The sequence below is a fragment of the Microbacterium sp. NPDC008134 genome (genome assembly GCF_042957055.1).
Lineage (GTDB): Bacteria > Actinomycetota > Actinomycetes > Actinomycetales > Microbacteriaceae > Microbacterium.
Map to the genome: position 1 here is coordinate 254,880 of NZ_JBIBHO010000002.1, position 25,838 is coordinate 280,717.

The 25,838-nt window shown below is 67.9% G+C and carries 29 protein-coding genes and 1 tRNA gene; 19 read left to right on the forward strand and 11 right to left on the reverse strand.

The annotated features are described in order from the left end of the window. The first annotated feature begins 6 nt into the window (after positions 1–6). The 9 genes from ACFY9N_RS11935 (at position 7) to ACFY9N_RS11975 (ending at position 11,720) form a co-directional block, all read left to right on the forward strand. Complete coding sequence (locus ACFY9N_RS11935; RefSeq protein ID WP_391478828.1) at positions 7–3,690, forward strand: hypothetical protein; 3,684 nt, start codon at positions 7–9, stop codon at positions 3,688–3,690. 104 nt (positions 3,691–3,794) lie between these two features. Next, positions 3,795–4,475 carry a hypothetical protein gene (locus tag ACFY9N_RS11940; protein ID WP_391478830.1) on the forward strand — a complete coding sequence of 227 codons (681 nt, stop codon included), beginning with the start codon at positions 3,795–3,797 and terminating at the stop codon, positions 4,473–4,475. 13 nt (positions 4,476–4,488) lie between these two features. Continuing rightward, a complete protein-coding gene (locus tag ACFY9N_RS11945; RefSeq protein WP_391478831.1) occupies positions 4,489–7,155 on the forward strand; it encodes a hypothetical protein in 2,667 nt (888 codons plus the stop codon). A gap of 88 nt (positions 7,156–7,243) precedes the next feature. Beyond that, positions 7,244–9,163, forward strand: a complete 1,920-nt coding sequence (locus ACFY9N_RS11950) for a DUF859 family phage minor structural protein (RefSeq protein ID WP_391478833.1) — start codon at positions 7,244–7,246, stop codon at positions 9,161–9,163. Positions 9,164–9,172: 9 nt separating this feature from the next. After that, complete coding sequence (locus ACFY9N_RS11955; protein ID WP_391478834.1) at positions 9,173–9,493, forward strand: hypothetical protein; 321 nt, start codon at positions 9,173–9,175, stop codon at positions 9,491–9,493. A 1-nt stretch (position 9,494) separates the two neighbouring features. Then, positions 9,495–10,373, forward strand: a complete 879-nt coding sequence (locus tag ACFY9N_RS11960) for a hypothetical protein (RefSeq protein WP_391478835.1) — start codon at positions 9,495–9,497, stop codon at positions 10,371–10,373. 47 nt (positions 10,374–10,420) lie between these two features. Next, the gene (locus ACFY9N_RS11965; protein WP_391478837.1) at positions 10,421–10,885 is read left to right on the forward strand and encodes a hypothetical protein; all 465 of its coding nucleotides are present in this window, start codon (positions 10,421–10,423) and stop codon (positions 10,883–10,885) included. After that, positions 10,882–11,346: a hypothetical protein gene (locus ACFY9N_RS11970; protein WP_391478838.1), complete on the forward strand. Its 465-nt coding sequence runs from the start codon at positions 10,882–10,884 to the stop codon at positions 11,344–11,346. Before ACFY9N_RS11965 ends, ACFY9N_RS11970 begins: the two co-directional genes overlap by 4 nt. Before the next feature lie 17 nt (positions 11,347–11,363). Further along, positions 11,364–11,720 carry a hypothetical protein gene (locus tag ACFY9N_RS11975; RefSeq protein WP_391478839.1) on the forward strand — a complete coding sequence of 119 codons (357 nt, stop codon included), beginning with the start codon at positions 11,364–11,366 and terminating at the stop codon, positions 11,718–11,720. A gap of 61 nt (positions 11,721–11,781) precedes the next feature. On the opposite strand, the gene ACFY9N_RS11980 is transcribed toward ACFY9N_RS11975, so the two are convergent. The 3 genes from ACFY9N_RS11980 to ACFY9N_RS11990 are packed head-to-tail and all read right to left on the reverse strand — an operon-like array spanning position 11,782 to position 12,727. Then, entirely contained in the window at positions 11,782–12,048 is a 267-nt protein-coding gene (locus ACFY9N_RS11980) for a hypothetical protein (protein ID WP_391478840.1), read from the reverse strand. Between the two features lie 20 nt (positions 12,049–12,068). Then, positions 12,069–12,344 carry a hypothetical protein gene (locus ACFY9N_RS11985; RefSeq protein ID WP_391478842.1) on the reverse strand — a complete coding sequence of 92 codons (276 nt, stop codon included), beginning with the start codon at positions 12,342–12,344 and terminating at the stop codon, positions 12,069–12,071. Then, on the reverse strand, positions 12,344–12,727 hold the full coding sequence (locus ACFY9N_RS11990; RefSeq protein ID WP_391478843.1) for a hypothetical protein: 384 nt from the start codon (positions 12,725–12,727) through the stop codon (positions 12,344–12,346). The genes ACFY9N_RS11985 and ACFY9N_RS11990 overlap by 1 nt, the downstream gene beginning before the upstream one ends. Positions 12,728–12,864: 137 nt before the next feature. Between ACFY9N_RS11990 and ACFY9N_RS11995 the strand changes: the two genes are divergently transcribed. From ACFY9N_RS11995 to ACFY9N_RS12005, 3 genes are all read left to right on the forward strand, one after another. Beyond that, the gene (locus tag ACFY9N_RS11995; RefSeq protein ID WP_391478844.1) at positions 12,865–13,116 is read left to right on the forward strand and encodes a DUF3263 domain-containing protein; all 252 of its coding nucleotides are present in this window, start codon (positions 12,865–12,867) and stop codon (positions 13,114–13,116) included. A 160-nt stretch (positions 13,117–13,276) separates the two neighbouring features. Further along, a complete protein-coding gene (locus ACFY9N_RS12000; protein WP_391478845.1) occupies positions 13,277–13,858 on the forward strand; it encodes an isochorismatase family protein in 582 nt (193 codons plus the stop codon). Then, positions 13,855–14,388 (forward strand): DUF1697 domain-containing protein, encoded by a 534-nt coding sequence (locus ACFY9N_RS12005; protein WP_391478846.1) that lies wholly within the window; start codon positions 13,855–13,857, stop codon positions 14,386–14,388. The genes ACFY9N_RS12000 and ACFY9N_RS12005 overlap by 4 nt, the downstream gene beginning before the upstream one ends. On the opposite strand, the gene ACFY9N_RS12010 is transcribed toward ACFY9N_RS12005, so the two are convergent. Then, complete coding sequence (locus ACFY9N_RS12010) at positions 14,378–14,632, reverse strand: hypothetical protein (protein WP_391478848.1); 255 nt, start codon at positions 14,630–14,632, stop codon at positions 14,378–14,380. The genes ACFY9N_RS12005 and ACFY9N_RS12010 overlap by 11 nt on opposite strands. Positions 14,633–14,657: 25 nt before the next feature. Between ACFY9N_RS12010 and ACFY9N_RS12015 the strand changes: the two genes are divergently transcribed. Next, positions 14,658–15,179 (forward strand): CGNR zinc finger domain-containing protein, encoded by a 522-nt coding sequence (locus tag ACFY9N_RS12015; RefSeq protein ID WP_391478849.1) that lies wholly within the window; start codon positions 14,658–14,660, stop codon positions 15,177–15,179. A 29-nt stretch (positions 15,180–15,208) separates the two neighbouring features. Here ACFY9N_RS12015 and ACFY9N_RS12020 read toward each other — a convergent pair whose 3' ends face one another. Further along, positions 15,209–15,757 carry a type 1 glutamine amidotransferase domain-containing protein gene (locus ACFY9N_RS12020; RefSeq protein WP_391478850.1) on the reverse strand — a complete coding sequence of 183 codons (549 nt, stop codon included), beginning with the start codon at positions 15,755–15,757 and terminating at the stop codon, positions 15,209–15,211. A gap of 151 nt (positions 15,758–15,908) precedes the next feature. On the opposite strand from ACFY9N_RS12020, the gene ACFY9N_RS12025 reads away from it, so the two are divergent. Continuing rightward, positions 15,909–16,328 (forward strand): MerR family transcriptional regulator, encoded by a 420-nt coding sequence (locus ACFY9N_RS12025; protein WP_391478852.1) that lies wholly within the window; start codon positions 15,909–15,911, stop codon positions 16,326–16,328. Continuing rightward, the gene (locus tag ACFY9N_RS12030; protein ID WP_391478853.1) at positions 16,325–17,305 is read left to right on the forward strand and encodes an aldo/keto reductase; all 981 of its coding nucleotides are present in this window, start codon (positions 16,325–16,327) and stop codon (positions 17,303–17,305) included. Before ACFY9N_RS12025 ends, ACFY9N_RS12030 begins: the two co-directional genes overlap by 4 nt. A 17-nt stretch (positions 17,306–17,322) precedes the next feature. Here ACFY9N_RS12030 and ACFY9N_RS12035 read toward each other — a convergent pair. Continuing rightward, positions 17,323–17,395: transfer RNA gene (locus tag ACFY9N_RS12035), tRNA-Lys, on the reverse strand. Positions 17,396–17,532: 137 nt separating this feature from the next. Then, positions 17,533–18,195, reverse strand: coding sequence for a fasciclin domain-containing protein (locus ACFY9N_RS12040; protein ID WP_391478855.1), 663 nt, complete (start codon positions 18,193–18,195; stop codon positions 17,533–17,535). A 243-nt stretch (positions 18,196–18,438) separates the two neighbouring features. Here ACFY9N_RS12040 and sigK point away from each other — a divergent pair, with 243 nt between their 5' ends. From sigK to ACFY9N_RS12060, 4 genes are all read left to right on the forward strand, one after another. Further along, a complete protein-coding gene (gene sigK, locus ACFY9N_RS12045) occupies positions 18,439–19,038 on the forward strand; it encodes an ECF RNA polymerase sigma factor SigK (RefSeq protein WP_391478857.1) in 600 nt (199 codons plus the stop codon). Next, a complete protein-coding gene (locus tag ACFY9N_RS12050) occupies positions 19,035–19,799 on the forward strand; it encodes an anti-sigma factor domain-containing protein (RefSeq protein WP_391478858.1) in 765 nt (254 codons plus the stop codon). Before sigK ends, ACFY9N_RS12050 begins: the two co-directional genes overlap by 4 nt. 29 nt (positions 19,800–19,828) lie before the next feature. Further along, positions 19,829–20,458 carry a DNA-directed RNA polymerase subunit beta gene (locus ACFY9N_RS12055; protein ID WP_391478860.1) on the forward strand — a complete coding sequence of 210 codons (630 nt, stop codon included), beginning with the start codon at positions 19,829–19,831 and terminating at the stop codon, positions 20,456–20,458. 178 nt (positions 20,459–20,636) lie between these two features. After that, the gene (locus ACFY9N_RS12060) at positions 20,637–21,521 is read left to right on the forward strand and encodes an aminodeoxychorismate lyase (RefSeq protein WP_391478862.1); all 885 of its coding nucleotides are present in this window, start codon (positions 20,637–20,639) and stop codon (positions 21,519–21,521) included. An 87-nt stretch (positions 21,522–21,608) separates the two neighbouring features. On the opposite strand, the gene pstB is transcribed toward ACFY9N_RS12060, so the two are convergent. From pstB to ACFY9N_RS12080, 4 genes are all read right to left on the reverse strand, one after another. Next, a complete protein-coding gene (gene pstB / locus ACFY9N_RS12065) occupies positions 21,609–22,388 on the reverse strand; it encodes a phosphate ABC transporter ATP-binding protein PstB (RefSeq protein WP_247625033.1) in 780 nt (259 codons plus the stop codon). A gap of 31 nt (positions 22,389–22,419) precedes the next feature. Continuing rightward, entirely contained in the window at positions 22,420–23,520 is a 1,101-nt protein-coding gene (gene pstA, locus ACFY9N_RS12070) for a phosphate ABC transporter permease PstA (RefSeq protein ID WP_391478863.1), read from the reverse strand. A 1-nt stretch (position 23,521) separates the two neighbouring features. Beyond that, on the reverse strand, positions 23,522–24,484 hold the full coding sequence (gene pstC / locus ACFY9N_RS12075) for a phosphate ABC transporter permease subunit PstC (protein WP_391478864.1): 963 nt from the start codon (positions 24,482–24,484) through the stop codon (positions 23,522–23,524). A gap of 99 nt (positions 24,485–24,583) precedes the next feature. Further along, positions 24,584–25,687, reverse strand: a complete 1,104-nt coding sequence (locus tag ACFY9N_RS12080) for a phosphate ABC transporter substrate-binding protein PstS (RefSeq protein ID WP_391478865.1) — start codon at positions 25,685–25,687, stop codon at positions 24,584–24,586. Positions 25,688–25,838: the final 151 nt, after the last annotated feature.

Consider the following 25,838-nt stretch of genomic DNA (forward strand, 5'->3'; position numbering starts at 1 on the left):
GCGCGAATGGCTGGAATCAACCCGGGGCGCAACGCGGGCCGCCTGTCCATTCGCGTCATCCCGAACACCAACGAGTTCCGGCGCGACCTCAAGCGCCGTCTCGACATGATCGAGAAGACGACGTCGATGACGGTCCGCGTCACCCGAGCGAAGCTCGACAGTAACCGGATCAAGGAGGACATCCGCCGCCAGCTCGGAAGCATCCGCGACCTCGAGGGCGCTGTCCGGTTCAAGGCGAAGGCCGACGTCGAAGGCCTCAAAGACGTCGTCGCGCCCGTGCGCCTCACGATGGATCGGATCACGATCGACCGGCTCCGGAAGGACATCGACCGCACGCTCCGCGACATCGAAGTCAAGATGACGCCCACGGTCGAAGACCGTGCCGTGCGCCAGCAGCTCGACGCGCTGAGCCGCGAGTTCCACGAGGTGTCCGGCCGGCTCGCGCACGACATCCTGTCGCCGGAGGACGCCGAGAAGCTCCGCCACCGGCTGAACGACATCAAGGACCACATCGACCACGTCGCGCGCGATCGCGAGACGCGGATCGACGCCAACCCGTTCACGGCGTGGGCATCCGCGCGCCTCGCGTGGCTCACCCGCCCGCGCACGGTCGAGATCATCGCGAACGTCTCCAAGACGTCGGTCGTCGCGGCCCTCACGACCCTGTCGGCGCTCTCCGGCGCGCGGCTGTCGTGGAAGTGGATCGACGACCTCGCGACGTCGATGAAGAACCTCGACAAGTCCCTGCCAGCGCTCGTCGGCTGGACCACCGGCATCACCTCGCTCGTCGGCGCGATCTTCTCCGCCACCAGTGGGCTCGTCGGCATCGGCCAGGGACTCTTCTCGATTCTCCCGGCCTTCCTCGTACTCCCGGGCCTCATCCTCAACGGCGTCGGCTCGGTCACCGCGCTCATCGTCGCCCTCCGCAACTCGAAGACCGAACTCGGCGAACTCTCCGACGACATGTCCGAGCTGGGCGGCATCATCAACGACGCGTTCTGGGGCCAGGCTCGTCAGCCCATCCTCGACCTCGTCAACGGCCTCATGCCGCAGCTCCGCACTTCGTTCGCCGAGCTCTCGACCGGCATCGGCCAGTTCACGGGAGAACTCGCGAAGGCGTTCGGTGACGAACTCGGCAACGGCGGCCTCGAGTCGATTTTCAGCGGCATCGCCGAGGGATGGCGCATCCTCTCCACCGGCGCGCCCGCGTTCGCCGGCGCGATGACCTCGCTGTCGCAGGTCGCCGCGAAGTACACGCCTCGCCTCGCCCAGTGGTTCGTCCGTCAGGCGAACACGTTCGACAACTGGCTCGAAGCAGTCTCCACCGATGGACGTCTCGACGGCTGGATGGAGAACGCGATCAAGTCGATGTACGACCTCTGGGACGCGACTACCGGCATCGCCGGCGTGTTCGAGGGACTGTGGCGCGCCGCGGACTCCGCAGGCTCGAAGGGTCTCGCGGGCTTCGCCGACATGATGCAGGAGTGGGATCGCGTCGTCAACGGCGCGGACTTCCAGCGTGGCCTCACGGCGATCTTCCGCGGCTCGAGCGTCGCGATGGGCGCGTTCGGAGACGCCGTGCGTGCCATCGGCCGCATGATCCTCGGACTCGACACCTCGATCGAGAAGTTCATCGGCTCGGCGGGCAAGTTCTTCGGTGGCCTCATCGAGGGTGCCGCAAACGCGCTCAACCAGCCGTCCGTCGACAAGGGGCTGCTCGACCTGTCCGACGGGCTCGTCCGAGCGCTCGAGGGCGTGCTCCCTCACCTCCCCGCGATCGCGAACACCTTCGGCGGCTTCCTCGGCCTGCTTGGCGACCTCGCGGGCACGCTCCTGCCCACCGCGGCCGGCGTGCTCGCAGAGCTCATGCCGACGATCGACAGCCTCATCTCCTCGATCCGCGACTCCGGCGTGCTCGAGAAGCTCGGCGACGCCGTCATGGACATCGCCGAGCAGCTCGGACCGTCCCTCGCGGACTTCGCGGATGCCGTCGGCCCCGTGCTCATCGACGCGTTCATCGGACTCGCTGACGCACTCGTCGACATCGCTCCCGTGCTCACTGCCCTGATCGACACGATCGGCGAGTGGATCGCGGCCCTCGGCGAGTGGTCGGACAAGAACGGTGAGTTCTTCGATGGCGTGCGCGAGTTCATGGGCTGGGACAAGAACTCTTCGGAAGCGCTCAAGGATCTCGGCAAGCTCGGCAAGTTCATGCCCGAAGACGACGGCGACCCATTCACGGTGCCCGTCAAGTTCGACTTCGAGCGGTACTGGAACGACAACCGCCTCACCTCGTCCGAGAAGGCTCGCGAGATCGCGAACGTCTTCATGGAGGAGTACGAGAGCGTGCTCGCGACCGAGGGGCAGGATGCCGCGGACAAGCTCGTCGAGGGCTTCCGGAACATCGAGGGTCTCCCGCCCGAGGTGATCTCGAAGATCAACGAGCAGCTCCGGATGGGGTTCGCGCTTCCCGACCTCACCACCGTCGAGCAGCAGTACCTCGACGAGGTCGTCTCGAAGGTCAAGGACGCGTTCAAGACCGGCGGCGCCGACGGTGCGGCCGCGATGTGGGAGCAGGTCACCACCCCGAACGCGTTCAACCAGTCGGGGAACACCGAGAACATGCGGAAGTGGGCGGAGGACATCCTCCGCGACGCCGACATCAAGATTCCCAACCCGACCTTCGACCCGGACTCCGCCGAGGTGGTGTCCGCCGAAGCGACGCGCATCGCCGACCGCATCCGGAAGGCGCTGGAGGACGGGAGCAAGGACAAGGCGTGGGCGGACGACTTCTTCGCGGTCGACCTCCCGACCCGCCAGAAGATCATGGACGAGCTCGGCGGTCTCGCCGATGAAGCCAGGGAAGCGCTCGACATCAGCGACCGGCGCAACGGCGGTGGCGGTGGCTTCTCACGTCAGCTCGCTCAGGGCATCGACCTCGGACTAGGCGACCTCGACATGTCGATGCGCTCGATGAAGGGCACCGTTGAGCGAGGCATGGCGGGCTCCGAGACGTGGCTCATTCCGAGCGGGACCGCGATCATGGGCGGCCTGAAAGCAGGGATCGACGGGTACACCCCGACGATCACCGCGCAGATGGCAGGCATGGGCGGGGTTCTGTCCGGCGCGATGGCATCGGCCGGTTCCTGGCTCATCCCCACGGGCGCGGCCACCATGGACGGCATGCGCGTCGGCGCAGACTCCGCACGCGGCGGCGTCGTCGGTGCCTTCACTGGACTGCAGGGCGCGATCGGCGGTGTACTCGCCGGCGCAGGCGGCTGGTTCTACGGGGTCGGCGCCTCGCTCATGCACGGCATCGCCCGAGGAATCGCTGACAACAGCGGCGGCGTGTCCCGCGCCGCGGCCGCGGCGGTCAACCGGGCCGTCAGCGCCGCGCGCGCCGCCGGCGACATCCACTCGCCGTCGCGCCGCACCAACCGCGAGATCGGTCTGCCGCTCGTTCAGGGCATCGCCGTCGGTATCGAGTCGGGAGCCGCAGGCGTCCGTAGGTCCATGGAAAGCGCCATCGACTTCTCCGGCGTTACCGGCACCGGCCCGTCGATGAACGCCGACGGCGCGAGCGGGTCGACCCGCAACGGTGTCAACCTCCACATCCACAACCCCGTCGTGCGCGACCTCAAGTCCGAGGCGTGGGAGGCGGCGCAGCTCGTAGGGGCGGTGAACGTATGATCCGCGTCAACGGGATTCCACTGGACAACCCCGAGCTTGGCTGGGTCTTCCGGCCCCGGTCTGTGCCCTACGCGGCACTCGAGGCATCCAGCGACGAACTCAGGGTGGCGGGACGAGACGGCTTCGTCTCCACGCCCGTCACCCTGAGCGCGCCGGTGATACCGCTCGTCATCAACACCCCGCCGTCCGGCTGGGAAGCGCTCCTCGCGCTCTTCTCCTCCCGTTCGCTCGTGCTCACGCGCGACGACGAGCCGGAGGTGCAGGTGAGCGCGCGGTTGAAGGGAGCGAGCCCCGACCGCATCTTCGCGCGGAACGAGTGGATCGACGCGACCTTCCTCGTCGAACTGACGGAGGTCTACTGGCGCAGCAAGACCGTCGAGAACTTCGTCACCCAGCTCACCGCGGCGTCGGTGACGCTCGAGGCGTTCCCTGGAATCTCCGGCTCCGTCGGTGACGCTCTCGTGCGCGTCCAGGGGCCGGCGACAGGTGTCCGGGTGACGGACCCATCCGGCGCCTGGCTCGCGTTGCCCGACACCACCGCCGGGCAGTGGATGCGATTCGACTCGCGAACGGGGCGGTGCTTCCGCACCGCTTCCGACGTGTGGGCGAATGGCACCGAAGTGTCCGGGCTCGTCGATTTCGGAGGCCCACGAGGAAACTTCGAGATCACGCCTGTGCTCAGCGCCGGCGATCCATCGGCACGGACAGCGCGGCTCACTGTCACCTCGGCGACCCGCGCCGGCACACAAATCGCCGTGCGCGGCCGATCGGCTCGCACCATCTAGGCCAGGGGGCTTCATGTTCGACATCCGAGTGCGCCAGTACACCCCGGAGGGCGTGAAGAGCCGAGTGGTGCCGACGATCGACATCGACATGACCGATGCGGAGTCGGCTACGGCGACGATGACGTTCACGACTTCGTCGCTCGTCGCCGACCGCCTTGAGGCTCCCTTCGTCGTCGGCGTCGAGTTCACGCAGGGTGTTTCGTGGGGTCGTCCCCGCAACGACCTGTTCATCGTGCTCGAGGACGCGGAGAACGCCGCGGATCAGACCGACGTCATGCAGTTCACCGCTCAGTCGTACATCGGGTGGCTCCTCTCGCAGGCGATCCTCTGGTGGACGAGCGCGTCGAAGGACAACCGCACGCGGGCGTTCGACCTGACGCCGGGCCAGATGGTGCGCACGCTGCTCGCCGAAGCACAGGGCACAACTTCGGGCGTCGATCGCGGCTGGGCACCCACGCTGCTCCACGACTTCACGAACACGCAGGACTCGCTCGGGCAGGCATGGCAGGCCGCCGACCGGATCAAGATGACGCTCGACCTCTGGCGGCCCTATTCATCCTTCATCCAGATGTGGGTCGAGCAGGGACACTTTGAGTGGTGGGCGGAGGGAATGCGGCTTCGGATCGCGCGCGTCGGCTCCGGCACGAACCGCTCCGATTACCTTGTGCTCGGCGGCCCGGCGTTCTCGTCGGCGCCAGCCAAGACCGACTTCAAGGGCACGTTCTCCACCATCGTGCTCATCCCGGACAAGACGAACGCGACGCACGCGTTCAACCCCGGCGCGGACAAGCGCTTCGGCTCGCTCGAGACGTCGATGTCCCTCTCGGGCGTCGACAACCGTGCGACAGCGGTGCGACAGGCTCAGCCCGTGATGTCCGAGAACCGCGCCAAGAAGCTCGAGCTCTCCTACGACTGGGCACCAGACGCAGGCGGCCCGATCCCGTGGCGAGACTTCACGATCGGCGACACCGTCATGGTGCGAAGGAAGTCCGGAAAGCAGCCGCTCCGCGTCGTCGGTATCCAGGCTTCGAAGCGAGGCGGCGCAGTCACAGTGCGGGCCATCGTCGGGTCGAAGCTCGTCGGCCTGCAAGCCAAGATGGCGAAGCGCATTGGCGCGATCGCACAGGGGACCATCATCGGGGGTTCCGGAGCCTCGTTCCCTTCCTCTCCCGGCCCTGCTCCGCTGCAGCCCGCGACCCCCAACGCGCTTCGCATCGCGTCGAACGTAGGCACTTGGGGCGATGACGGCAAGGCGATCTCTGCCGTGCAGGTCGCGTGGGATGAGGTCAACACCGACATCGACGGCAACCCGCTCGACGTCGACTACTACCAGGTGTGGTCGCGGCGTGGGAACGAGGCGGCGGTCTTCGACAACGCGTCCACGAAAGGCCTCAGCGTCACCATCGACTCCTGGACACCCGGAGAGCCGCGGTACGTCAGTGTTCGCGTGCGCTCTGTTGCCGGAAGGTGGTCTGACCTCTCACCAGAGATCGCCGTAGTTCCTGCCGTCCCTGGATCGGTCGTCCCGCGCCCCGTCGCGGGCGTCGAGGTGGTTTCGAACATCGGCGTTTTCCAGGCGGACGGCACCGCGCTCGCGAACGTCACCATCGGGTGGGAGCCGGTGGAGTTCTCGGTCGACGACCAACTCGTCACAATCGCCGAGTACGAGGTCCACGTCGGACTGACCGCGTTCCGCGCCGTCGGCACGTCCGCATCCTTCTCGCTCCCGACCGCCGAGACCGCTGCCGTGACAGTGCGTGCACGCTCGAGTCTGGGCTTCTGGGGTGACCCCTCCGAGCCGCTCGACGTGACCGGTGCTGCGCCGACCGCTACCGTCGCCGCTCCGACCCCACCGGTGCTCCTCACCGGCCTCGGACAGGTGGCGGCGCGCTGGGACGGCGCTCTCATCACCGGCCCACTGCCGGCGGGGTTCGGTTTCGTCTATATGGAAACCGCCGCCGACGAAGACGGGCCGTGGGCACCGATCGGGACGCCACTCAGCGGCGCGGGCGGCGCCAACATCAAGGGCGTGGTCGGCGACACCGTCTGGGTGCGCCTGCGCAGCAGCGACACCCTCGGCCGCTCAGGCGGCACATCCACGCCCGCCTCGATCCTCGTTGAAGGTGTCACCGGGCCGGACATCGAAGCGAACGCGATCACCGCGAATCACATCGAGGCCGGTTCGATCGGTGTCAACCACGTCACGCCATCGTTCGGCAACGACCTGAACCTCTCGGCCAACGAGAGCGTCACGATCGTCGTGGGCAGGCAGGATGCGCAGGCCGCGCAGATCGCTGACCTCGGCGAGGGGGTCGACGCCGCGCAGAGCACCGCGGCGGCCGCAGCGAACGCCGCCGGCGACGCGCAGGCCACTGCGGACGGCGCCGCCGAGACCGCAGCGGATGCCGCCGCGACAGCCTCCGACGTCGGGCAACGGCTCGACCAGCACCAGACCTACTACCGGTTCGGTGTCGACGGCCTCGCCATCGGAGACCCCGGCTCCACCTCCGAACTGAGGTTGAAGCCCGAGCGGATCGAGATGACGCAGAACAGCGTCGTCGTCTCGTACTGGGAGGGCGGGGTCTTCGTCGCCGACGAGGCGCGCCTGAACTCGGCGCAGATCGGCAACCACCAGTTCATGGCCTACGGACCGGGCCGGACGATCGTCCGCCCGCTCTGAGCCGCCACGGGCGGGTCGCATTCTCGCGGCCCGCCCGCAGTCTTCCGCCCCGCCTCGAGCGGGGCACTTTGCGTTCGGGGGTACACCGGTGACCGATCAGATCTCCGTCTTCAAGTCGACGCCGAACACGAGCTTTTTCGTCGAGGGTGACCTCATCTCCCAGAACGTAGCCGGGAACTACTCCGTCGTTCGCTGCTACATCAAGGCGATCAACGGCCCCGGTTCATCCAGCGGCTCTCAGTACAACGGGTTCGGCTACCACGACGGCCACATCGACGGGATCACGCGGTTCGCCCACTGGGAGGGCAACCCGTTCCTTCCGTCCGGTGTCCCCAACGGTGCGTTGCGTTGGCGACACGGCCCGTACGACGTACGAATCGACCACAACGCTGACGGGTCACACCCGCCGATCCGATTCGCGCAGGTCATCAGCTACGGAAACGTCCAGGACACCTCGTACTCGGGATACATGAACCTCCCGACGATCGCACGGGCATCCACCGCGACCTTCAACGGTGGGGCTTCGTTCGAGGCGGGCTCTGCGGTCGGCATCAACACCAACCGCGCTTCCGGCAGCTTCACTCACGACATCACCTGGTCTTTCGGAACGCTCACCGGCACCGTCGCGAACGGGGTCGGCGCGGGAACGTCGTGGACGCCGCCTCTCTCGTTGCTCAATCAGATCTCGACCGCCACATCCGGCACGGGAGCGATCCGGGTCATCACCAAGAGCGGCTCCACCGTCGTCGGCACGACGACCACCGCTTTCACCCTCCGTGCTCCCGCATCCGTAGTTCCTACCGTCACCGGGATCAGCGTCGTCGACAACAACCCTGACGTCGCGTCGATCGTCGAGGCATTCGTTCAGGGGCTATCGCGCGCCAAGTTCACCGTCGCCGGCGCGGGCGTCTACGGCTCCACGATCAAGTCGAGCCAGGTCACATACCAGGGAACCGCCATCCCGGCGGGTTCCGACGTCCTCACGACGGTCGCCGGTGCCGTCCCCGTCACAGGACGCGTAACCGACTCGCGCGGTCGCACAGGAAGCGCGCCCGGCACCCTCAACGTCCTGCCGTACGCCCCGCCCGCCGCGACCGCCTACCAGGTGCGTCGGTGCGACGCGATCGGCTCTGTCGTCGACGACGGCACTCACCTTCGCGTCGACCTCACCGCCGCCGTCTCGAGCCTCGTCAACGGGACCGAGCGCAACGCTCTCACCATCAGGGCGTTCACCAAGCCACGCGGAACAACGGCATGGACAGCACGTAACGTCATCACGCCCGAGGGACTCACCTACAACTCGTGGTTCCTCCTGTCCGGTGGCGAAGCGTTCCTCCCGACGTCGTCGTACGACGTCCGCGTGCAGGTGCAGGACAAGTTCGGCGCGTATCTCGCCGACACTGTGGTCTCCACCGCGGCTGTCGCTCTTGACCTCAACGGTACGAAGGTCGGCGTCGGCAAGGTGCACGAGCGCGGCACGCTCGACGTCGCGGGTGACGCCTATATCGCCGGCGAAGTTCGCCACCGCGGAGACTCGCTCGTCGAACCCGTGGGCATCGTCACCGCCTACGCTGGCGCGACCGCGCCGACCGGATGGTTGCTGTGCGACGGCTCCGCGGTCTCGCGCACGATCTACGCCGCACTGTTTGCCGCGATCGGCACGGCCTACGGCATCGGCAACGGCACATCGACCTTTAACCTGCCCGACCTCCGAGGGCGAGTTCCTGTCGGACGAGACACAGGCCAGACGGAGTTCGACGTGCTCGGCGAGAGCGGCGGCGAGAAGACCAACACCCATAACCACTGGACTGCGAACGGTGGCGACCCCACCTCGCAGTTCGCCGCGCAGACGGCCGACCTGCCGCGCACGCGCATCCGACAGACCGGTCGCTCGAACTGGGCGGCGACGTCTGCGACAGGAAACGTGCGTGAGACGTCGACCTACAACGAGACGGTTTCGATCCTGCAGCCGTATCTCGTGCTCAACCACATCATCAAGGCGCTCTGAGAGGGGACCATGCCCATGTCCGCAACCACGACCCAGCACATCAACGCCCGCAACGACCCTGACCTACTCGACCGGTTCATCGCGGCCGCCGAGCAGGCGCACGTCGATGACGCCTCGCGGTGGGTGCAGGCCAACATGGGGCGACTCGTCACCATCGACGTCGCCGACGGCCAGTCCGTCGCCGACGTGCACGCCTATGCGCACGACATCCGCGAGCAGCACATCGCCGCGACTCCGCCCCGCCCGGGCGCGAACCTCGGCGCGGTGACCGACGCGCAGCTCGCCGCGGCGATCGCGGTCGTGCTCCCCGCCGCCCCGAGCGGAGCCTGAGGTGGGCGGCGCGCTGGTCAAGGTCGAACTCGGCCACGGCCGCGGCTGGGCTGCGCCGGAGCCCGCCAAGTCGATCGCGCGGATCGACCGACAGCTCGGGAGGCTCGCCGACATCAACGAAGCCGGCCGCTCTCCCGAGCAGGCGAATGAGAACCGGCGAAAGTGGCTCGCCTACTCGGCGTACCTCAACGGAGGGCCGTGGGCTCCCAAAGCACCCTTCGCGCTCGGCGCCGACGAATCCGTCCACTGTTGGGGCGGCGCAGCCGACTCCGACGACTGGTACAACGCCGCCGCCGCGGCTATCTGGCGAGACAACGGATGGAAGCAGACGGCCCGCTACTTCGACGGCAACGGCCGACCGACCGCGAAGGACGAACCGTGGCACGGCGAGTACTTCGCGCACCTCGATAACCACCGTCACGAGGTGGTCGAGCTCATCAACGACAACGGAACGTGGCGCATCGCGCCGGACAAGGAGTGGGACGAGATGGCAACCGAAGCCCAGATCCGCGCAGTCGTCGCGGACGAAGTGAACAAGGCTCTCACGGCGAGCAAGGCGATCACGGAGAAGGCGGTGAAGCAGTACTCGCGCGCCGGCGCATACAAGATCGTCGGCGTGAAGGGGCCGAAGACCTCGCCGGGCCCGCACATGTACCTCACCGGCCCCGGCGGGCGCGTCCACCTGCCCACGCAGCCCGACGTCGACCTCATGCGGCGCTACATCCAGGCGACCGCGCACGTTCTCGATGCCCCGTACAACCCGAAGAGCGCCTCGGTGAACGGCGAAGAGCTGCTCACCGAGACACAGTTCAAGACCGCGATGCTCTGGATCGCGCGGATGAAGCCGGAGCCGGAGCCGAAGGTCGAGCCGCCCAAGTGAGGGCGATGCTCAGGAGCGCGGCGCGAGCGCTCACGAGCCTCCGGCGGGTGTTCGCGCCACTGAACGCCGTCGACTGGGCGCAGCTCCACGCGAAAGCGTGGGGCGCCGCCTGGCCGGTCGCGCTGTTCGTCATCACGCCTCGCACGTTCGGCGACGCCGTCGGCTCCACGATGCTCGTCGTGCTCTGCTCGCTGATGCTCCTCGGAGCACTGACCTCGGCGTTCGGTCTGATCGTGGCGGCGCGTGCACCTGGTGCGCTCGTCGCGACTCTGCCGGCCGCGGTGCGAGGGCTGCTGATCGAGGCGCTCGGGCTGATGCTCATGGTGATCGCGCTGCTGCTCTACGCGGGTTCGCAGTTCGCGCTCACTTTCGGCCCTGATGGCGACCAGCGGGTAGCGCTCGTCTTCTTCGCCATGTTCGTGACGTCGATGGTGCTCGGTCGTATCGTCTCGGCGCTGCGCCGTCGACAGAAGGCGATCAAGAGGGCGGCAGCGTCGGGGGTTGAACTGTGACCCCAGATCAGATCAACGCCCTCGTCCAGAGCGCCGGCCCTCTGCTCACGTTCCTCGGCCTTGCCGTGACTGGCACGTTCCTCATCCTCGCCGAAAAGCAGAGGCGGAAAGCCCGCCAGGACACCACCCCGGAGTCGACCAACGAGACGACCCGGATCGGAAACGAGTTCCTGACGGGCCTGCTCAAGGAGGCTCGCGAGGAGCGTAAGGAGCTTCGCGAGACGATCCGCGACCTCGAGCGCGACGGGACGACGAAGCGCGAGCGGATCGCCGCACTGGAATCTCTCGCCGAGCGGAAAGACGACCAGATCACCGTACTCGAGCGGCGAGCGGAGCGGGCCGCCGCGAAACTGCGTGCGGGCCTCGCGCTCACGGTCTCCGACATCCTCGGCCCGACGCACGCCGAGCTGGCCGATGAACTCGGCCTCGGCGACCTCGAAGACACCCAGACCACTCACTGACCAGGAGGTCACTCATCATGGATATCGCTATCCCCGTCGCGCCGCTCGGCGTGCTCACCCTGCTCGGTTTCTTCGCGCCGTATGCGATCGCCGCGCTCAACGGCATCCTGCCCTTCGTGAAGACGCCGTGGCAGAAGAAGATCGTCTCGATCATCGTCTCGCTCGTGCTCGCCGCGGCCGTCGTCCTGTTTTACTACCAGATCACCGGCGACAAGATCACGGACTGGTGGGTGTTCGCGCTCCTCGCGATCGTCATCGTGAATGCGTCGTACGCTCTCGTCACTCGAGACACCGCGACCGCAGTCGAGCGCGCCGCCGATCCGAACGTCGTCGTCGTGCATGAGACGCGACGATCGCGTCGCGAGCGCGCCTGACCTCTGTGCACAAGACCCCCACCTGGCTTCGGCCCGGTGGGGGTCTTTCGTTGTTGGAGGATCAGCTCTCGAGAGTGACCATCCTGCTGGCGAGGGTCGTCACGTCGTCGCTGACCCAGTTCGTCTCACCCGGTTCACTCGCAATCTGCGACTCGTAGTACGTCGCGCGACCTTGCTGGTGCCGCACGAAGGAGCCAATCGTCCGCCCGTCGCGGGCCACCAGCCAGGACTCGGGGCTGTCGCGCCGCACCTGGACGGTCACGTTGCCAAGCGAAAGGTCGAACTCTTCCAGGCCGTCAAGGTGCTGCTGAATCTCGTCGTAGGTCATGCCGGAGAGCGTACCGGGTATCAGGCTCGCCGGACAGAGAGCATCTGCCACCCGTCGGGCACCATGCCGAGGAGCGTGTCCATGTCCTCCGCCTCGATCTCGCGGGTGCCGTCGCGGCGGTCGAAGCGCGCCGTCGTCTCGATGCCCTGCGCTCCCTTCAACATCCGCGCCGGCGCGGACACCAGGTCGAAGCCGGCGGGCGCGTGCTCGGTGAGCTGGACGTGCACGTCCTCGAGCGACTTGCCCGTGAGCTCTACGGTGTGGGATTCGAGAGGGCGGATGACGGCGACGAGCATCAGGCCAGCCTACGGCTCGGCGGAGGGCCGGGAGCGTCGAGAACGACGGGGTCGGTCGTGACGTAGAGCGGCATGTCGACCGCCATCCCGTGACCGAGGATCTCCGGAGTGCTCGGGGCCGGCAGCGACCGCCGGAATCGACCCACCTCGATCCACGGCTCAACGCCAGGGATCGAGCGCAATGCGGCGCAGAGCGTAGCGGTGTACTCGTCCTCGAAGTAACCGAGCCAGGTGCCGGCGGCCTCCGCGAGCACATCGGGGCGGTGCGCGGTGGCGGCGCGGAGTTCGTCGATCACGGGGCCGGGCTCACTCGTGTACCGGTTGCGAGAGCAGATTGCGTCCACCTCGACGCTGAGCTTCACGGCGGGGGATAACTCGGCCATGCGGCGAACGTACAGCCGAGGTCAGACATTTTGTTGACTGGTATTTGACTACGAACGCCCACAGCAACCATGGCCCCCGGAATCACGCGGAATACTTTGTTGATTGGAATGTCCGACCCCCAGCGCATCATGACTCCATGACGCCCTCTGACCTTCTCGCCTTCGAGGCCGCTCATCCGGCCCACACGCCCACCAAGACGAGCGCTATCCAGCACGAGCTCGGACTGCATCCCGCGAGGTACTACCAACTGCTCAACCGCGCCGCGTCGTCGGCCGCAGGCATCGCGGCTGACCCCCTCACCGCTCGCCGAGTCCGTGAACGCCCCGTGCAGGCCACGCGACGGCATGTGTGCACTTCTGTGTGTCATCCGGCGCAGGTCGCGAGGTAGACTGGCGAGAATTCAAGGGTTTGTGGAGTGTAGAGCGCGACGCACCGTTTCACTCGTAATGAAAAGGTCGTCAGTTCGATTCTGACAAGCGGCTCAGACAGCCCCCGTGATGCAAAACATCACGGGGGCTTTCCCGTGCCCGGCGTCGTACGCTCGACTCATGAGCAGAGCGCTTCTCATCGTCGATGTCCAGAACGATTTCACCGAGGGCGGTGCACTTGCGGTCGCGGGCGGCGATGCCGTCGCCACTGCGGTCACGGCATACCTCGCGGCTCACGCCGGCGACTACGACGTGATCGTGGCCTCGCGCGACTGGCACGACGCCGAGGGGGACAACGGCGGGCACTTCGCCGAGAGTCCCGACTACGTCGGCTCCTGGCCGGTGCACTGCGTGGCGGGAACCCCCGGCGCCGAGTACGACCCACTCCTGGTGACGGCTGCCGTCACCCACCACGTGCGCAAGGGGCAGGGGCTGCCCGCCTACTCGATGTTCGAAGGTGTCACGGACTCGGGTGAAACTGTCGGAGCCGTGCTGACCGCGGCCGGGGTGATCGGCGCGGATGTGGTGGGGATCGCCACGGATCACTGCGTCCGGGCATCCGCTCTCGACGCCATCGCCCACGGGGTGCGCGTGCGGGTGCTCACCGACCTGGTCGCCGGTGTCGGAGCCGAGTCGAGCGAGGCGGCGCTGATCGAGCTCGCCCACGCGGGCGCCGAGCTCGTCGCGAGCGCGGAGGCGTGAGCCGCAGCGTCCTGCTGTTGCGGGCCGTGAACGTCAGCGGCCGCAACCGCGTTCCGATGGCCGAGCTACGCGGCGCGTTGACCGATGTCGGGGTGCTCGAGGACGTGTCGACGTACATCGCGAGCGGAAACATCGTGTGCCGGCATCCGTCCGATCCGGTCGCGGCCTGTGCGCGCGTGCGGTCGCTCATCCACGACGAGTTCGGCGTCGATACTCCGGTGATCCTGCGCACGCACGACGCCCTGGTGCGGGCCCTCGCATCTCAGCCGTTCGTCGATCCGGTCGAGAAGCTCCTGCATGCGATGTTCCTGGGGGGGGCTCCGCAGAAGGGCGCCGTCGAGAAGCTGCGCGAGCGTCTGGTGCCGGGGGAGGAGATCGCCCTCGTCGAGAACGATCTCTGGATCTCCTACGGGGAGTCGGGAGTGCACGCCACGAAGCTCACGAAAGCCGTTCTCGATCGCGCGCTCGGGGTCGCCGGTACGGCGCGGAACCTGCGCACCGTGATGAAGCTCGCCGAGCTCACGGAGTGACGATCCGCGATTCTCCGAGGCTGCGGCTCAGCGCGACCGGCGGCAGAGTGGTCGACGACAGAGTGGTCGACGGCGCCGCGGTCGTCGGATGCAGATCGACACGACGTGCGGTGCACCGTCCGCATCGCACGTAGACGACGACGCCTTCGCTCGTCGCGTGCCGGGACTCGGTGAGCCAGGAGTGCTCGTGCGGTGCCGCGGCGATGGTCGGGCGGGGGATGGGGAGGGTGTTCGTGGAGGTCATGAGAACAGCGTGATGTAATGGCCTTATGCATCTCAACCCTTACGGCGAGTACGCGGTCCTCCTGGCGACGTCGCTCGCGAACGACTGGCCGGTGGACCGCGCCGGGATCGAGGAGCGCACGATCGAGATGGGCATGACGATGACGTTCCCGCCCGCCGACGACGACCACGCTCGGGTGCGCGACGTCATCGACGACTGGCTGCGGATCGTCGACGAAGCCGACCCCGATGCGCGCGCAGAACTCCTCAACACGCAGCTCGCGAAAGCGGCGGCGTACCCGCGGCTCACGAACCACGACGGAGAAGGGTGGCACCTGCACTACCGCGACGACGTGCCCTCGCTACCGTACGTGTTGCGCGCGATCATCAATCTCGGCACGTCGCTCCACTTGGTCACCCGCGGGATGGGCAGGCTCGGCCGGTGCGCGGCATCCCCCTGCACGAACGTCGTCGCCGACGTCACTCGCAACGGGCGCCAACGCTTCTGCTCGGTGCGCTGCGCGAACCGAGCCGCCGTGCGGCGGCATCGCGCCCGGGGAGGTGCCTGATCCCGCCTCGGGCGCGATGGTGAGCGGAGTCAGGCGGTCTGGCCCTCGTGGCGTCCTTCGCCGATCTCCTCGACGACCTTCGCGTTGAACGCCGGAAGGTCATCGGGGGTGCGGCTCGAGACGAGGCCCGCGTCGACGACGACTTCTTCGTCGACCCAGGTCGCGCCCGCATTGCGCAGGTCGGTCTTCAGGCTCGGGTAGCTGGTGAGCGTGCGCCCGTCGACGACCCCGGCTTCGATGAGGATCCAGGCGCCGTGGCAGATGACGCCGACGGGCTTGTGCTGGGCGAAGAACTCCTTCGCCAGGGCGACGGATGCCTCGTCGAGCCGCAGATGATCCGCGTTCACGACCCCGCCGGGGAGAACGAGGGCCTCGAACTCGTCCGCGCTCGTGTCTCCGGAGATGAGGTCGACGGTCTGCTCGTGGCCGTTCTTCCCGGTGATGCTTCCTGCGGCCGGGGCGATCAACGTGGCGCTCGCGCCGGCAGCGGTGACCGCCTCCCACGGGCTGGTCAGTTCGCTGTCCTCGAAGCCGTCGGTCGCCAGGAATGCCACGCGGTTTCCGGTGAGAGTCGCCATGGTCGTCGTCCTTTCAGGAGGGGAAGTGGATGCTCCGACTCTGCCGTCGACCGGCGGATGCCGGGAAGGGGGTGGCCAGTGCGCGACGGGGGTGATAGCGGGTCGAGGCCGCGCTCGACCCGGAGCGCGCTCCGGGGTGCACGATGGGCACATGACCGAGAAGCTGATGCCCGACATCGCCATCGACGTTCCCGACGGCGGCTTCACGATCGGGGAGGCCGCGGCGGCCCTCGGAATCCCGATGGAGACGCTGCGCTACTGGGGCCGCGCAGGTCTGCTGCGGGACGAGACGCCGCGCAACGCGGGCGGTCAACGCCGGTACGGTCGCTCGGATCTGGAATGGATCGCCGGGGTGATCATGCTGCGGGAAACGGGCATGGGGGTCGGCGGCATCCGTGAGATCGCGGCGCTCAGCCGCACTCCGGGGACCGAGGGGGAGCGCCTCGCGTTCTTCGAGGCGCACCGCCGACAGGTCCAGAGCGAGCTCGCGCGCACGCGGCGGCATCTCGCCGCGATCGAACAGAAGATCGCCGCCTATCGCGCGGTGGTCGAGGAGGAGGACGAATCATGAAGCAGCACACCCTCGGCGACGGGCTCACCGTCTCGTCGATCGGCCTCGGAGCCATGGGGATGAACGCGTTCTACGGGCCGAGCGATGAGGCGGAATCGATCGCCACACTGCAGCGTGCCGTCGATCTCGGGGTCACGTTCATCGACACCGCCGAGGCCTACGGACCGTTCACGAATGAGCAGCTGATCGGGAGGGCGCTGGGCCGGCGCCGCGACGAGATCACGCTCGCGACGAAGGCATCGTCCGCGACCGACGACGACGGCACTGTCCACGGGCGCAACGGCAGCCCGGCATACATCCGTCGTGCATGCGAGCGCTCGCTGAAGCACCTCGGCACCGATGCCATCGATCTCTACTACCTGCACCGTGCGGATCCGAACGTCCCCATCGAGGACAGCGTCGGAGCGATGGCCGAGCTCGTGAACGAAGGGAAGGTGCGGTACCTCGGTCTCTCGGAAGTCTCCGCCTCGACGATGCGCCGCGCGCACGCGGTGCATCCGATCGCCGCGATCCAATCGGAGTTCTCACTTTTCTCCCGCGACGTGCTGCGCAACGGAGAGAAGGCTACGGCCGACGAACTGGGGATCGGGTTCGTGGCGTTCTCGCCACTCGGCCGCGGAGTGCTGGGCGACGCCATCCGCAGTCTCGACGATCTCGCCCCCGACGACGCGCGTCGACGCCTGCCACGGTTCGCGCCCGAGGCCTTGGCCGCGAATCGGATGCTCGTCACCCGGGTCGAGCAGATCGCGCGGCGTCTCGACGCCACGGTCGCGCAGGTGGCTCTCGCGTGGGTGCTCGCCGAGGGCGTCGTGCCGATTCCCGGCACACGTCGCCGCGAGCGCCTCGAGGAGAACGCGGCAGCGGCAGGCCTGGTGCTGACCGATGAGGTGCGGCGGGAGCTGTCGGATGCCGTGCCCGCGGCCGAGATCGTGGGATCACGAGACGGCATCGACGCGCCGGACGGCGTCGACCGCTGACGGTGAGGGGAATGCGGTGGGCCCCGTGGGGCTCGAACCCACGACCCGCGGATTAAAAGTCCGATGCTCTGCCAACTGAGCTAGAGGCCCGTGCTCCCAGTCTAGGGCGCAGAAAGAGGGCCGTTGACGACACAGCCATCGTCAACGGCCCTCTGTTGATGCCTCAGGTCATCCCTCCCCGGATGACGGAGGCGGCGTGCCGGGGTCCAGTCGGCACTCTCCCGCTCTTACTGAGCCGGGGGCATCAGAACCGTGTCGATGAGGTACACGGTCGCATTGGCGGTCTGGACGCCACCGCAGATGACGTTGGCTCCGTTGACCATCAGCTCGTCGCCGCTGCCGGTGACCTCGAGGTCGGCGCCGTTGACGGTGGTGTGCGTGCCGACGATGTCGGCCGGCTCGATCTGGCCGGGGACGACGTGGTACGTCAGGATCGAGCTCAGCGTGGCGCTGTCGGTCTTGAGAGCGTCGATCGTGGCGGGGTCGATCTTGGCGAAGGCGTCGTCGACCGGAGCGAAGACCGTGAACTCATCACCGTTGAGCGTGTCGACGAGGTCGACGTCGGGGTTGAGCTGACCGCTGACCGCTGCGGTGAGGGTGGTCAGGATCGGGTTGTTCGAGGCCGCGACCGCTACCGGGTCCTCAGCCATGCCTGCGACGGAGCCTGCGCCGTCCGGAACCTGCTCGGCGTATGCCGCGCAACCGGGGCCGACGAGGTTGGCCGCCGGGTCCATCTCCATGGGCTCGGACGACTGCGAGCTCTCGGGGGCCATCGGCTCCTCGGACTCGGTGGTGGTGTCGCTGCTGCCCATCGAACACGCGGAGAGCAGGAACGCGCTCGCCACCGTGAGCGTCAGTGCTGCGGTGACCTTCTTCTTGGTGCTGAACATTTCAAGCTCCTTCAGACATTCTCGCCGCGGCCTCTCCGTGGCGTTGACAGTGGTTCGGAACCCCTGCGCGATCGGATGGGAAGAAATCGAGAAAATCTCGGGATCCGCGTGATTCCGCGGGAGAAACGGCGATTCGGATGCCGTGGCGCACCGTGTTCGACGTCGCCGCAAGACGCCCTATCGCTCTTCGCCCTTAAGAGCAATGTCCGCCGCGCCGTTCGCCGAAGAAGGTCGCCATGCGGCATGCTGGGGAGGATGGTCATCGACGGGATGGATGTTCCCGAGGACGGCTCGGCGCACGACGCCGTCGCCGACCTCCTCCTCGCTGTCTCCTCCGGAGATCAGGCCGCCTTCGCGAAACTGTACGACACCCTTTCGCAACGTGTCTTCGGCCTCATCCTGCGCGTGCTGGTGAACCGTTCCCAAAGCGAGGAAGTCCTTCAGGAAGTCTTCCTCGAGATCTGGCAATCCGCTTCTCGCTTCGCTCCGAACAAGGGCCAAGGGAGAACATGGGTGATGACGATTGCACACCGCCGAGCGGTGGACCGCGTTCGATCCTCGCAGTCCAGCACCGATCGTGATGTTCGGGCGGGTCTGCGGGACATCGGAGTGGCCCACGACAGCGTGGCCGAGCAGGTCGAGTTGAGCATCGAGGGTGAACGCGTCACCACTGCTCTCTCGGGACTGCCGGATGCGCAGCGCGAAGCCATCGTGCTCGCCTATTACGGCGGTTACAGTCAGAACGAGATTTCAGTGCTTCTGGGGGCACCATTGGGAACGATCAAGACACGGATGCGGGACGGACTCACCCGTCTGCGCACCGCATTGGGGGTGACGGCATGAACGAGAAGGATTTCGCAGAGCTTGCAGCAGGGGCTGCGCTGCACGCGCTTTCCTCAGAGGACGAGGCGCGATTCCGTCGTACCCTCGCCGAGCACCCCGAGTGGGAGCACATCGTCGCTGCGGATGCGGCGACCGCCGCTCAGCTGTCGGCGCCGTTCACCGACGAGGTGCCCCGCCCCGACATCCGCGCCGCGTTGCTCGCTCAGATCGCTCAGACGCCGCAGGGCGACGACGAGCGCCTCGTGTTCACCTCGAGGCCGGAGGGATCCGAGTCCTCGACCGTTGACAGCATCCGCCCGCCCCGCCGCTGGTCGAGGGCGATCTTCGCGCTCGCCGCGTGCCTCGCGCTCCTGGTGGGTGTGGGCGTCGGCGCCGTCGCGCTGAACGACTACCTCAATCGCCCGGCCAGCGTCGTCGCCCTCGAGCAGATCGAGGGATCGTCGGATGCCGCGCAGGCGAGCGTCACGCTCGACGACGGCACGACGGCCACGGCGCACTGGTCGGCATCGCTCGGCTCTGCCGTGCTCGTGACCGACGGCCTCGCGGCCCCGGCCGACGGAAAGACGTATGAGATGTGGTTCGTGCGGGGGGAGACGCCGGTCTCGGCCGGTGTGTTCGACGCCGACGGCACCACGGCGACGGCGGTGCTCGACGGCGACATGCACGCGGGCGATGTCATCGCGGTCACGGTCGAGCAAGAAGGCGGCTCACCGAGCGGACTGCCCACGACCGATCCGATCATCGCGATCCCCACGGCCTGAGCGTCACCGATCGCGCGTACCCTGGTGGGATGCCCGAGCAGCACCACCGCCCCGTGCGACGTCCCTCCGCCTCCTTCGACAACCTCGTCGGAGCGCACGATCCCGCCGAGGAGACGCGCATCGCGCACGCTACGGCATCCGCCCTGCTGGCGCGGGTGCGCGCCGATGAGAGCGGTGTGAGCGCCGATCGCCTCGTGGCGTTCACGGCCGAACATGGCATCGACGAGATCGCCGAGCTGTGGTCGAAGGCGCCCTCGCGCACGCTGCCCGGCGCGCTCTGGCGGCTGTACCTTCTGCAGCTTGCTATCCACACCGATCCGCAGACCTCGGCGCTGCTGTACGAACGCGGTCGAGTCGAGTTGCCGTCGATCGACGCCGCGATCGCGGGTGCCCCGGTTCCAGCGAGCCCTGAGGAAATCGTCGCGCTGGTCGACACGATCCTCCGGGGGGCGTTCCGCGGAGACTTCGCCGTGGCGCTCGAGCGCGCGGCGGCTTTCTGTCGTGTGCAGGCCTCCGGGGCGACGCACACCGCCGACGACTACGAGGCGACCGAGCCGGGGCGAGCCAGCGAGCTCACGACCCGCGCCCTGCGTCTGAGCAGCTATGCGCAGGACCTCTCGGCGGCGAGCGTGCTGTGGCGGTCGGGCGCTCTCGCCTGAGTGGAGGCGCTCACGCCGGCGAGCGGCGCCCGGGCATGAAAAGACCGGGCCGCAAGAACGCCTCTCGGCGGAAGGCCGCTCGCAGCGGCGAAAAATGGAGCCCGGGGTTATGCGGCCCGGCCTGTACCAGTGTAACGCGAGACGAGCGAAGGTATTCCCGGGCATCTAGGCTCGGATCATGAACCGGCGTTTCGCACTCATGATCGATTCCGTCCCCGCCGACGAGCAGCGCTCCGATTACGCAGACACGCTCACCCGGGTGGACGCCGCGGCGCCCGCCCTCAGCGTGGGCGAGCTGAGTACGCAGCGCGGCGACGGGGTGTTCGAGTCGATCGGTGTGGTCGACGGGCACGCGCAGGAGGTCGTGCCGCACCTCGAGCGTCTCGCGCACTCCGCGCGCCTGTGCGACCTTCCCGCGCCGAATCTCGCCCAATGGCGCCAGGCGATCGATCGAGCCGCCGCCGAGTGCGGCGACGGAGAGGCGGTCATCAAGCTCATCCTCAGCCGGGGAGTGGAGCACGGGCCGACGCCGACGGCGTGGGCGACCGCGGCCCCCGCGGCGGACTTCCGCGTCGTGCGCGAGAAGGGGGTGCGCGTGGTGACGCTCGACCGCGGCTACGACCTCGGTGCCGCCGAGCGGGCGCCGTGGCTGCTGCTCGGCGCCAAGACGCTGTCGTACGCCGTGAACATGGCGGCGCTGCGCGAGGCGCACCGGCGGGACGCAGACGACGCGATCTTCCTCTCCAGCGACGGGTTCGTGCTCGAAGCGCCGACCGCCTCGCTGATCCTCCGGTTCGGCGACCGCTTCGTCACTCCGGCTCCGAACGGCGGCATCCTGCACGGCACCACCCAACTGAGCGTCTACGAGCACCTCGCCGCGCGCGGCTTCGTCGTCGGATACGACCGGATCCCGGCATCCGATCTTCCCCGCGCGGATGCCGCCTGGCTCGTCTCGAGCGTGCGCCTCGCCGCGGCCATCACCGCCGTCGACGGCGTAGAGCTGCCCGTCGACCGGGCGCTCACCGACGAGCTGAACGCCTACTTGCTGTCGCCCCGCGACTGAGGCGCAGTCCTCGCAGGGGAGGGTAGAATGACAGAGAAGGGCCCGGCGACCGAAGTCACCGGGCCCTTCTGCAGGACGAGCCTCAGATCATCCGAAGCGGCCGGAGACGTAGTCCTCGGTGGCCTGCACCGACGGGGTGGTGAAGATCGACGTGGTGTCGTCGTACTCGATCAGCTTGCCGGGCTTGCCGGTGCCGGCGATGTTGAAGAACGCGGTCTTGTCGGACACGCGGGATGCCTGCTGCATGTTGTGCGTGACGATGACGATCGTGAACTCGTTCTTGAGCTCGCCGATCAGCTCCTCGATCGCGTAGGTCGAGATCGGGTCGAGGGCCGAGCAGGGCTCGTCCATCAGCAGTACCTCGGGCGAGACGGCGATCGCGCGAGCGATGCAGAGACGCTGCTGCTGGCCACCCGAGAGGCCGGAGCCCGGGCGGTCGAGGCGGTCCTTGACCTCGTTCCACAGGTTCGCACCGGTGAGCGACTTCTCGACGAGGTCGTCCTGGTCGCTCTTCGACATACGGCTGTTGTTGAGCTTGACGCCCGCCAGCACGTTCTCCTTGATCGACATCGTGGGGAACGGGTTCGGTCGCTGGAAGACCATGCCCACCTGGCGGCGCACGAGCACCGGGTCGACGCCGGGGCCGTAGAGGTCCTTGCCGTCGAGGAGCACCTCGCCCTCGACGCGAGCGCCGGGGATGACCTCGTGCATGCGGTTGAGGGTGCGGAGGAACGTGGACTTGCCGCAGCCCGAGGGGCCGATGAATGCGGTCACGCTGCGGGGCTGGATGTCGAGGGAGACACCCTCGACGGCGAGGAAGTTGCCGTAGTAGACGTTGAGGTCGTTGACTTCGATGCTCTTGGACACGAGTGGATTCCTGTTCTGAGTGTTCGGGCGCTCAGCGGCCGGTGACCTTGGGGGCGAAGACCTTGGCGACGAGACGCGCCAGGAGGTTCAGCACCATGACGATGAGGATGAGGGTGAGAGCAGCGGCCCACGCCCGGGCGAGCGAGGCGTCCGGGTTCGTGCCCTGGTTCATGTACTGGTTGTAGGCGAACACCGGCAGGGTCATCATCTGACCGTTGAAGATGTTGGTGTTCAGGCTCTGCGTGAACCCGGCGGTGAGCAGCAGCGGGGCGGTCTCGCCGATCACGCGGGAGATCGCGAGCATGACGGAGGTCGTGATGCCGGCGATCGACGTGGGGAGCACGACCTTGAGGATCGTCAGCCATTTCGGCACTCCGAGCGCGTACGACGCCTCGCGGAGCTCGTTCGGAACGATTTTGAGCAGTTCCTCGCTGCCGCGCACGACGACCGGGGTCATCAGCACGGCGAGGGCGAGGGCGCCCATGATGCCCATCGAGATGCCGGGCCGGAAGATCAGCGCGAAGACCGCGTAGATGAACAGACCCGCGACGATCGAGGGGATGCCGGTCATGACGTCGACGAAGAACGTGATGGCCTTCGCGATCTTGCCGCGCCCGTACTCGACGAGGTAGATCGAGGTCATCAGTCCCACGGGCACCGAGATGATCGTCGCCGTGAGCGTGATGAGCAGCGTGCCCCAGATCGCGTGGACGATACCGCCGCCGTCACCGATCACGTTGCGCATCGAGTAGCTGAAGAACTCGGCGTCGAAGCGCTCGATGCCGTTGGAGACGACCGTCCACAGCAGCGAGATCAGCGGGAGCAGCGCGATGAGGAACGCGGTCGCGACGAGCGCCGTCATGAGGCGGTCGACGGCCTTGCGGCGGCTCTCGACGATCGAGGAGATGACCGTGATGATCACCATGTAGAGCAGCAGGCCGACGATCACGGTGCCGGCGATGTTGAAGTCGGCGAGGCTGGTGCCGATGGCGGCGACGCCGAAGACGGCGGCGCTGACGGCGAGCGATCCGCCGAGCAGTGCCCAGGGGGCCCACCGGGGGAGCTTGCCCGCGGTGAGCGACGCAGCCGGTGCCGAGGCGATGGCGGTCGGGGTGGGGGTGAGCACGGTCATGTCAGTTCGCTCCCGAGAACTCGGCGCGGCGGGCGACGATCCATCGCGCCAGCGCGTTGACCGCGAAGGTCACGATGAAGAGGATGAGGCCGGTCGCGATGAGCGTGTTGACCCCGGTGCCGTGCGCCTCGGGGAAGGCCAGCGCGATGTTGGCCGGGATCGGCGTCGGGTTCGTCGCGGTGAGCACGAGGAAGCTGACGACGGCCGAGGGCGAGAGCACCATGGTCACGGCCATGGTCTCGCCGAGGGCGCGGCCGAGGGCGAGCATCGCCGCCGAGACCATACCGCCGCGGGCGAAGGGGAGAACGGCCATCCGCACCATCTCCCAGCGGGTGGAGCCGAGGGCGAGCGCCGCCTCCTCGTGGAGCTTCGGCGTCTGCAGGAAGACCTCGCGGCAGATGGCGGTCATGATCGGGATGCACATCACGGCGAGCACGAGGGATGCCGTGAGGATCGTCTTCCCCGTCGACGACACCTGGCCGCCGAAGAACGGCACCCAGGCGGCGTTGGCGTTCAGCCAGGCGTAGACGGGCTGGAGAAGGGGGGCGAGCACGAGGCCGCCCCAGAGGCCGAAGACGACGGAGGGGACCGCGGCGAGCAGGTCGATCACGTAGCCCAGGAAGGCGGCGAGGCGTCGGTGCGCGTAGTGCGAGATGAAGAGCGCGATGCCGATCGAGATCGGTGCGGCGATGAGCAGCGCGATGAACGAGGCCCAGAGGGTTCCGAAGACGAGGGGCCAGACGTACACCCAGAAGGACTCGCCCTTGAGGATGTGGTTGCCGCTGGTGTCGAGCTCGAAAGCCGGGATGCTCTGGATGATGAGGAACGCGGCGACGAGCGCGAGGACGACGAGGATGATGATCCCCGCTCCGAGAGCGGTGCCGGAAAACACCCGGTCGCCGAGACGCTGCTTGGCCTTGATCGGTGCGTGCGGCGCTGCGGGCGCCTGCGCGGTCGTGCTCATGGTCTCCCTGTTTCGGGGCGGGATGGAACGGGGCTGACCGGGCGGAGCCCCCGCGTCCGATCGGGACGCGGGGGCACCGCCATCAGTCGATCGGCTGGATCAGCCGACCTGGATCAGGTCGATCGCGGCCTGGACCTGCTCGCGCAGCGAGTCCGAGATCGGGGCGCTGCCGGCGTTGTCCGCGGCGGCGTCCTGGCCCTCAGCGCTGGCGATGTAGGTGAGGTACTCCTTGACGAGCTCGGCGACGTTGGTGTCCTCATACTGCTCGCACGCGATCAGGTAGCTGACCAGGGCGATCGGGTACGAGCCGGCGGCAGCGGATGCCGGGTCGACGTCGAAGACGAGGTCGCCCTCGCCGCGGCCCTCGACGAGGGGCGAGCCCTCGACGAGCTGAGCGGCGGCCTCGGCGGAGTACGCGACGAACTCGCCGCCGACTCCGACGTGCACCTGGCCGAGGTCGCCGACCTGCGACGCGTCGGCGAAGCCGATCGCACCGTTGCCCGCGGTGATGGCCTGGACGACACCCGAGGTGCCCTGAGCGGCTTCGCCACCCTCGATCGGCCACACGTCGGCCGCCTCGTAGGTCCAGACGTCGGGCGCGGTCGCCTCGAGGTACTTCGTGAAGGTCTCCTGCGTGCCCGAGGGGTCGGAGCGGTGGACCGGCGAGATCGCCAGGTCGGGCAGCTCGACGCCGTCGTTCAGCGCAGCGATCTCGGGAGCGTTCCAGTTGGTGATCGTGCCGGCGAAGATGCCCGCGATCGTCGCGGCGTCGAGGTTGAGGGTGTCGATGCCCTCGATGTTGAACGCGACGGCGACGGGGGAGATGTAGAGCGGGACCTCGACGATGTCGTCGGTCACGCAGGCGCCGAAGCCGCCGGCGGCGATCTCCTCGTCGTTGAACGCGCGGTCGGAGCCGATGAAGTTGCTGCCGCCCTCGAGGAAGTTCTCGCGGCCGGTGCCCGAGCCGGTGGGCTCGTAGTTGACGGTGACGTCGGGGTTCGCGGTCTGGAACGCGGCGACCCAGGCCTCCTGCGCAGCGGTCTGCGACGAGGCGCCGGTGGCGTCGATGGTGCCCGAGAGGGTGGACTCGGAGGGGGCGTCGGACGAGCCGCCGGTGCCGCCTTCGTTCGCGGCGCAACCGGCCAGGGCGAGAGCAGCGACGGCGCCGATGGCGCCGATGCGAGCGATTCGGGAGATCTTCACTGTGGATCCGTTCGATCGTGGATGGGGTTGAGGCCCGGTGCAGGGCACACAGTGACGCTAAGCGCGGCGGTTAACGAGACTCTCCCGCCCGGGTGAACGGAAGGTGAACGGCAGACGACTCTCTGGGGCGTGAGCCCCGGGATTCCGGGCC

Coding starts and splice junctions, on each gene's coding strand:
- ACFY9N_RS12010 (WP_391478848.1), bottom strand. CDS start 14,632: ATGACCTCCACGAACACCCTCCCCATCCCCCGCCCGACCATCGCCGCG.
- ACFY9N_RS11990 (WP_391478843.1), bottom strand. CDS start 12,727: ATGGCCGAGTTATCCCCCGCCGTGAAGCTCAGCGTCGAGGTGGACGCA.
- ACFY9N_RS12040 (WP_391478855.1), bottom strand. CDS start 18,195: ATGTTCAGCACCAAGAAGAAGGTCACCGCAGCACTGACGCTCACGGTG.
- ACFY9N_RS11985 (WP_391478842.1), bottom strand. CDS start 12,344: ATGCTCGTCGCCGTCATCCGCCCTCTCGAATCCCACACCGTAGAGCTC.
- ACFY9N_RS12050 (WP_391478858.1), top strand. CDS start 19,035: ATGAACGAGAAGGATTTCGCAGAGCTTGCAGCAGGGGCTGCGCTGCAC.
- ACFY9N_RS12025 (WP_391478852.1), top strand. CDS start 15,909: ATGACCGAGAAGCTGATGCCCGACATCGCCATCGACGTTCCCGACGGC.
- ACFY9N_RS11980 (WP_391478840.1), bottom strand. CDS start 12,048: ATGACCTACGACGAGATTCAGCAGCACCTTGACGGCCTGGAAGAGTTC.
- ACFY9N_RS11935 (WP_391478828.1), top strand. CDS start 7: ATGGCTGGAATCAACCCGGGGCGCAACGCGGGCCGCCTGTCCATTCGC.
- pstC (WP_391478864.1), bottom strand. CDS start 24,484: ATGAGCACGACCGCGCAGGCGCCCGCAGCGCCGCACGCACCGATCAAG.
- ACFY9N_RS12020 (WP_391478850.1), bottom strand. CDS start 15,757: ATGGCGACTCTCACCGGAAACCGCGTGGCATTCCTGGCGACCGACGGC.
- ACFY9N_RS12030 (WP_391478853.1), top strand. CDS start 16,325: ATGAAGCAGCACACCCTCGGCGACGGGCTCACCGTCTCGTCGATCGGC.
- ACFY9N_RS12015 (WP_391478849.1), top strand. CDS start 14,658: ATGCATCTCAACCCTTACGGCGAGTACGCGGTCCTCCTGGCGACGTCG.
- ACFY9N_RS11945 (WP_391478831.1), top strand. CDS start 4,489: ATGTTCGACATCCGAGTGCGCCAGTACACCCCGGAGGGCGTGAAGAGC.
- ACFY9N_RS11995 (WP_391478844.1), top strand. CDS start 12,865: ATGACGCCCTCTGACCTTCTCGCCTTCGAGGCCGCTCATCCGGCCCAC.
- ACFY9N_RS12055 (WP_391478860.1), top strand. CDS start 19,829: ATGCCCGAGCAGCACCACCGCCCCGTGCGACGTCCCTCCGCCTCCTTC.
- sigK (WP_391478857.1), top strand. CDS start 18,439: ATGCTGGGGAGGATGGTCATCGACGGGATGGATGTTCCCGAGGACGGC.
- ACFY9N_RS12060 (WP_391478862.1), top strand. CDS start 20,637: ATGAACCGGCGTTTCGCACTCATGATCGATTCCGTCCCCGCCGACGAG.
- ACFY9N_RS11955 (WP_391478834.1), top strand. CDS start 9,173: ATGCCCATGTCCGCAACCACGACCCAGCACATCAACGCCCGCAACGAC.
- ACFY9N_RS11975 (WP_391478839.1), top strand. CDS start 11,364: ATGGATATCGCTATCCCCGTCGCGCCGCTCGGCGTGCTCACCCTGCTC.
- ACFY9N_RS12000 (WP_391478845.1), top strand. CDS start 13,277: ATGAGCAGAGCGCTTCTCATCGTCGATGTCCAGAACGATTTCACCGAG.
- pstA (WP_391478863.1), bottom strand. CDS start 23,520: ATGACCGTGCTCACCCCCACCCCGACCGCCATCGCCTCGGCACCGGCT.